Below are 5,843 nucleotides of genomic sequence, written 5' to 3' on the forward strand. Positions count from 1 at the left end.
CTCAGCTGACAGATACGAATCGGTCGAGGGCTTAACCTACTTCCATTACACTTCCCGACATGCAACCCGCTTTATTCCAATCTAATTTTGAAGGTGCGTCGCACCTCTAAAGCTTTATAACGTCTGGTGACAATGGCGGAGGGGATCCACTCGTTCCCATCCCGAACACGACCGTTAAGCCCTCCAGCGCCGATGGTACTTGGGGCGAAGGCCCCCGGGAGAGTAGGACGTTGCCAGGCAGACACAAGGGCTAACCCATGCGGGTTAGCTCTTTTTTTCATATCTAAAGATAAAAATAGGTGATGGGTACATGATCATGGATCTTGAACATGGAGAATGTGTTTTATTTAGTGATGGCTGCAATCAAGCTGACAAATAGTACGCTCAAAGAAGCTGTAAAAATTATAAAAGAAAAGCCGTTTCCTTGGGCCTTTGCTCAAGGAAACGGCTTTTGAAAGATGTACTTTTGATCGGCTAGAAAGCAAAAAATTTCAGAACGAACGCAAAAGCTCCTAGAGCAATCCCCAGGATACTTAACACCATTCCTGCAGTCGCCAGATTTTTCTTTTCAGATTTTCGGCCGCTAAATGACACGATCAGCCCGGCGGCACCAAATAAAACGCCCGCTAAAGCATAAATAAGTGAGCCGATGACCCCCAGAACTCCCAATACAAGAGAGATGGAAGCTTTCTTGTTTTGAGCGGGGTCAGCGGAAGAGACAGATTGGGGTTGTTGTACGGGTTCCACTAACAAATCACTCCTTGTGTAAAGTGGGGTGCAAAGAGATAAAAAATTTGTCGCCTTACGATCAGGCACGCAACAGGTAATGGAACAACAGGAATGATGCAATTGCAGAAAAGAGACAGTGATCCTTGCAGAAGATAAAAGAGAGCATATGTACGAGTGTGAAGGTCTTAGAATTTACATATTTTTTAAATAATGTATATTGATTACAATTATAGAATAGAACGAGCAGATAATCAACCGAAAATTTCCTGTTGTGAGGCATATAGGAATCTGTTTGCGAAGTGGGTGATTTTTATCAGCTCAGCTGCGTGATGTGGTTTTCGGGTTCCACCGGTCCAATTGGGCAGTTGGAACCCGTTTTCGCAGGACATGATCAAATGTGACAGCATCCGGAAGCCATATTTTTTAAATTGGATTTCTGCTTCCTTCCGCATAGTGGCATGCCACAACGTGTCCTTCTTTTTGTCCGGTCAAAGGAGGAGATTGCAAGCACTTGTCCGTCCTGGTTGGGCATTTTTCATAAAAGATACAGGCGTCAGGCGTAGCTGCTTTTTTAGGTTCGGCAAAATGAATCCCGGATTTTCTCTTTTCGCGGATGCTTGGAAGAGAAGAGAGAAGAATCCGGGTATACGGATGACAGGGTGCTTCAAAGATTGCCGGAGCAGGTCCGATTTCCACTATTTTTCCCTTGTACATCACAGCAACCCGGTCACACATGTAGCGGATGACGGAGATGTTATGCGAAATGAAAAGGTAGGTTAAATTCTTTCCCTTCCTCAGTTCCTTCAATAAATTTAATACTTGTGCTTGTACGGATACATCTAAGGCGGATGTGGGTTCGTCCAGGACAACAAACGCCGGATCAGTGACCAGAGCCCGGGCGATGGCGATTCGCTGGCGCTGGCCGCCGCTGAACTCATGGGGATAGCGCGAAAGGTGTTCCGGGTTCAGGCCGACTTTTCTTATTAAAGAGTGGAACCGTTCCGTTGATCCCCTCTCTTTTCGTTCAGACGGGCGGAGCGCATAAAGTGGTTCAAGGATGATTTCTTTTACCGTCATCCGGGAATCAAGGGAAGACTGGGGGTCCTGGAAGACGATCTGAATCTCCCCTGAACGTTTGCGTGAAAACTTGCCCCTATTCCAGAGCGAGGCATCAAGGTAGGTGATGGTTCCGGCGGTCGGAGCTTCCAGGCCGATACATATTTTTCCCAATGTGCTTTTGCCGGAGCCGGATTCGCCGACCAGCCCGAATACCTCTCCCTGCCTGATCGCAAAACTTGCGTCTTGAACAGCAGAGACAACATGCTTTCCCTTCCCGTACTGTTTATGGACATGGTCAAATTCAATGAGTTTTTTCATGTTGTTTCCCTCCCTGCCCAACAGGCTGCATGATGTCCGGGCGACCGTGGCTCAAGTGGGGGCCGCTCACTTACGCATCTGTCCATCACCTTGCTGCACCGTGGAGCAAAAGGACAGCCGGGAGGGCGTTCATGAAGATTGGGAACTTCGCCGCCGATTGTGGTCAAGGGCTGTTTGGGGTCTGCCAGATCGGGCAACGCTGCGCATGGTGGGATGAAGGGCTGTCATCGGCTCCTGAAAGACCATGCCGATCCGTTTGCCGCGAATGGACTGTTTCTCTTTTTGGCTCAGGGCGAGTATGTTTTGCCCGGAAAACCATATTTCTCCGGAGGGGATGGCGGCGTTTTTTTCTAATAAACCCAGTATGGCCAGAGCAGTGACTGATTTCCCTGACCCTGATTCGCCCACAATGCCAACCACTTCCCCGCGATCGACAGACAGGCTTACCTCATGCAAAGCCCGTACCATCCCCCGCATGCTGTGAAACTCCACAGACAGGTTTTTGATCTCCAGCAGCATCTTCATTCCTCCTAGCGGCTCGATTTTGGGTCCAATATGTCCCGAATTCCGTCACCGATCAGATTTAAGGCACCGGAGGCAAGAAAGAGGGCCAGACCCGGAAAAGTGGGGTACCACCAATAGTCCAACAGATATTTCCAACCGATGCTGATCATGGCTCCCCATTCAGGCGTAGGGGGTTGGGCGCCCAAACCGAGAAAACCCAGCGTAGCAACCATAAGAATTGCATCCCCGATATCAAGGGTGACCTGGATCACCACGGGAGAAATGGCATTCGGGACGATATGGCGGGCGATAATGCGCCAGGATGGAATTCCGAAGGTAACTGCGGCCTGCACAAAAAGCTTTTCTCTGAGGGCAAGTGTCTCCCCGCGGGCCAGACGGACATAAACAGGAATTTTAACAATGGCAATCGCGATCATGGCATTCAATAAATTGGGTCCCAGAGCGGCGGCTAAGGCCATTGCTAATATCAATGTCGGAAAGGCCAGCACCATATCCATGATCCGCATGATCACCTGATCGACCTTCCCGCCGAGATAGCCGGAGATGGTGCCCAGGAAAGTGCCAATGGTGCCAGCGGAAACCACGACGGTGATGCCGATGCCTAGGGACAGGCGTGAGCCGTAAAGAACACGGCTAAAAATATCCCGTCCTACTTCATCCGTCCCAAACCAGTGAAGGGCGGAAGGAGCTTGAAATTGCTGGCCAATATTTGTCCTGGTTGGGTCGTAACTGGTCAGAAAAGGAGCAAACAGGGAACAGACCAGAATCACTCCAAGGATGGCAAAACCGGCTAAAGCCATTTTATTTTTTATGAATTTATAGAAAAATAGGCTGCCCTCTTTCTTGACCGGACTGATGTTCATCTGGGTTTGCATCATGGCTCCCCTTTCACTCTTTAATCTGCGGGTCCAACAGAAAATAGGTGATATCGACGATTAAATTGATCAGCACATAGCCGATGGAGATGAGCAGAGTAAAGCCGGTAATGGCCGGATAGTCCAGATAAGCGATCGAGTCTACCACATATTTGCCCATCCCGGGCCAGCCGAAAATGGTTTCTGTCACGACTGCTCCCCCGAGCAGAGAGCCAAACGAAAGGCCAACCACCGTAATGGTAGGGATGAGGGCATTGCGCAAAGCGTAACGGAACAAAAGAAGCGGGCCGCTGATCCCGTTGGCCTTGGCCGTTCTGATATAATCCTGGCTGAGCACCTCCAGCATGCTGGCACGAACCTGGCGGGTGATAATCGCCAATTGGGCATAAGAAAGGGTAACAGCAGGGAGAAAGATATGCCATAAGCTGTTTTTAAAAGCGATCCAGTCTCCCGATAAAAGGCTGTCCAACAGATATAAACCAGTGACGTGAGTCGGGGGGTGAATGTCAAGATCCAGCCGGCCCGTCGAGGGAAACCATCCCGAATAGCCGTAGAAAATCAGGATGAGGACAAGGCCGCTCCAAAATACGGGTGTAGATACCCCGGCGATGGAAAACAGCCGCCCGGCATGATCCCAGAGCGTATCTTTTTTGACCGCTGCCATCACACCAAGCGGGATCCCAACCAGCAGGGCAAAGAAGAAAGCAAGTAAGGCCAGTTCAAGCGTAGCGGGGAAAAAGGCGATCAGGTCATCAATCACCGGTTGTTGGGTGCGTATCGAAATACCCAGGTCTCCCCGGAGAATCGCCTTGATGTAAATAAAATATTGAACCCAGACCGGTTGGTCCAGGCCCAGTTGATGACGGACTTGCTCAAGTGTTTCCTCATTTGCCCGCTGGCCGACCATCATTCTGGCCGGATCGCCGGGAATGATGTGGGAGAGCAAAAAGGTGATAAATGTAACGCCAAATACCACAAGAAAAAGGAGACCCAGGCGTTTTGCGATGATTTGCTTCATGAGAAAACAACTCCCGTCAGCGTGATGATCATTTTTTCTTCTGATACCTATTTGGACATGTCCGCCAGATTATAGATTCCTTCCAGCATCGGATTATAGACAAAGCCCTTGACCTGTTTATTGATGGGCAGAATAAAGTCTTTCTGGTACAGGTAAATATAAGGCGCTTCGTCAATCACAATCTGTTGTACTTTTTGGTACAGCTTTTCACGCTCTGCCTGGTTGTTGACCGTGGCCGCCTGCCGCAAGTACCGGTCAACCTGATCATTTTTATAGAAGGCCCGGTTTCCCGCCAATCCGAAATTATTGGAGTCAAACCAGTAATTCATAAACATATACGGATCGCCAAAGTCAGGGCTCCACACACCCAGACAGAGATCAAACTGTCCCTGGTCGATCATCTCCCGCATCGTTGCATATGCTACTTTCTTCATGTTTATTTTTACGCCGGCTTCCGCGAGGTAAGATTGCAGAGCCAGTGCTTCTGTCTCCCACCAGGGTTTGTTGTCCGAGTAGAGGAGGGTGAGAGAGAGGTTGGAAACCCCGGCTTCAGCCAGGAATGCTTTTGCTTGATTGACATCATGTGTGTATTGTTTGGCATTTTTGTCATGTCCCCACAACCCCGATGGAATGGGGCCCCTCATTTGTGTGGCATAGCCCTGTTGGACGGCTTTTGTCAAAGCGCCGTAATCGATGGCATAGCTTAACGCTTGCCGGACCTTAGGGTTTTTTAGCGCCGGATTTCCCCTGGAGGAATTGATATAGACGTAGTCGACAAACAAACTGGGCTTTTGCAGGAGTTGAACATTTTTGGCTCTGGAAAGTCCCTGCAGCTGCTCAACCGGAATCCCCTCAGCGATATCAATTTCCCCTTTTTCCAGTTGCAACCGTTGAGCGGACGGATCAGTTACGATTTTAAAATATATTTTTTTAAAGGCGGGCTTGACGGGAGAGTGGGGGTTTGGTTCCAGTTTAAAATACTGCCCTTTTTTCCACTCCGCCAGTTGATAGGGCCCGCTCCCCATCGTATGGCTGGCCAGAAAATGCTGCCCTAAATCGTTATTCTGTTCATGTTGTTTGACCCTGGGATTGACGATGCTGCCATAGTTTGCAGCCAGCGTAGAGAGAAAAGTCCTGCGGTAATATGTCAAGCCATTGAAACAGGGAAATTGGAAATTATAAAGCCCCTGTTATCTAAAAAAGGCAAAACTTAAGAAACCCAGTCTAGATTTCCATTAACTGGGATATTACCGAAGGATATTGAGGAGGTGTTTACCTCATCGATCCACCTTCCTTCCAGGCGTGTAGATTTGGTTGCT

At 49.2% G+C, this 5,843-nt stretch carries 8 protein-coding genes and 1 rRNA gene; 2 read left to right on the plus strand and 7 right to left on the minus strand.

Translation table 11 applies throughout. The annotated features are described in order from the left end of the window. The first annotated feature begins 122 nt into the window (after nt 1-122). Together rrf and I8U27_RS21100 are read left to right on the plus strand one after the other, a co-directional pair. Nucleotides 123-239 (plus strand): 5S ribosomal RNA (gene rrf, locus I8U27_RS20000). Nucleotides 240-329: 90 nt separating this feature from the next. Further along, complete coding sequence (locus I8U27_RS21100; RefSeq protein ID WP_258567809.1) at nt 330-455, plus strand: hypothetical protein; 126 nt, start codon at nt 330-332, stop codon at nt 453-455. 19 nt (nt 456-474) lie between these two features. Here the strand turns inward: I8U27_RS21100 and I8U27_RS20005 are convergent, their stop codons facing one another. The 7 genes from I8U27_RS20005 to I8U27_RS20030 all read right to left on the minus strand — a co-directional run bounded on the left by I8U27_RS20005 (nt 475) and on the right by I8U27_RS20030 (nt 5,675). Next, nucleotides 475-747: a DUF4190 domain-containing protein gene (locus I8U27_RS20005; protein ID WP_181754459.1), complete on the minus strand. Its 273-nt coding sequence runs from the start codon at nt 745-747 to the stop codon at nt 475-477. 405 nt (nt 748-1,152) lie between these two features. Next, nucleotides 1,153-2,106: an oligopeptide/dipeptide ABC transporter ATP-binding protein gene (locus tag I8U27_RS20010; RefSeq protein ID WP_181754457.1), complete on the minus strand. Its 954-nt coding sequence runs from the start codon at nt 2,104-2,106 to the stop codon at nt 1,153-1,155. After that, on the minus strand, nt 2,103-2,303 hold the full coding sequence (locus I8U27_RS20835) for an oligopeptide/dipeptide ABC transporter ATP-binding protein (RefSeq protein WP_332310912.1): 201 nt from the start codon (nt 2,301-2,303) through the stop codon (nt 2,103-2,105). The genes I8U27_RS20010 and I8U27_RS20835 overlap by 4 nt, the downstream gene beginning before the upstream one ends. Further along, entirely contained in the window at nt 2,236-2,625 is a 390-nt protein-coding gene (locus I8U27_RS20015; protein WP_232345703.1) for an ATP-binding cassette domain-containing protein, read from the minus strand. Before I8U27_RS20015 ends, I8U27_RS20835 begins: the two co-directional genes overlap by 68 nt. 11 nt (nt 2,626-2,636) lie before the next feature. After that, nucleotides 2,637-3,506 carry an ABC transporter permease gene (locus tag I8U27_RS20020; RefSeq protein WP_232345705.1) on the minus strand — a complete coding sequence of 290 codons (870 nt, stop codon included), beginning with the start codon at nt 3,504-3,506 and terminating at the stop codon, nt 2,637-2,639. Between the two features lie 13 nt (nt 3,507-3,519). Further along, nucleotides 3,520-4,524, minus strand: coding sequence for an ABC transporter permease (locus I8U27_RS20025; RefSeq protein WP_181754453.1), 1,005 nt, complete (start codon nt 4,522-4,524; stop codon nt 3,520-3,522). 47 nt (nt 4,525-4,571) lie between these two features. Next, a complete protein-coding gene (locus I8U27_RS20030; protein ID WP_181754451.1) occupies nt 4,572-5,675 on the minus strand; it encodes an ABC transporter substrate-binding protein in 1,104 nt (367 codons plus the stop codon). Nucleotides 5,676-5,843: the final 168 nt, after the last annotated feature.

Origin of the sequence: Paenactinomyces guangxiensis (assembly GCF_016055185.1) — a bacterium.
GTDB lineage: Bacteria > Bacillota > Bacilli > Thermoactinomycetales > Thermoactinomycetaceae > Paenactinomyces > Paenactinomyces guangxiensis.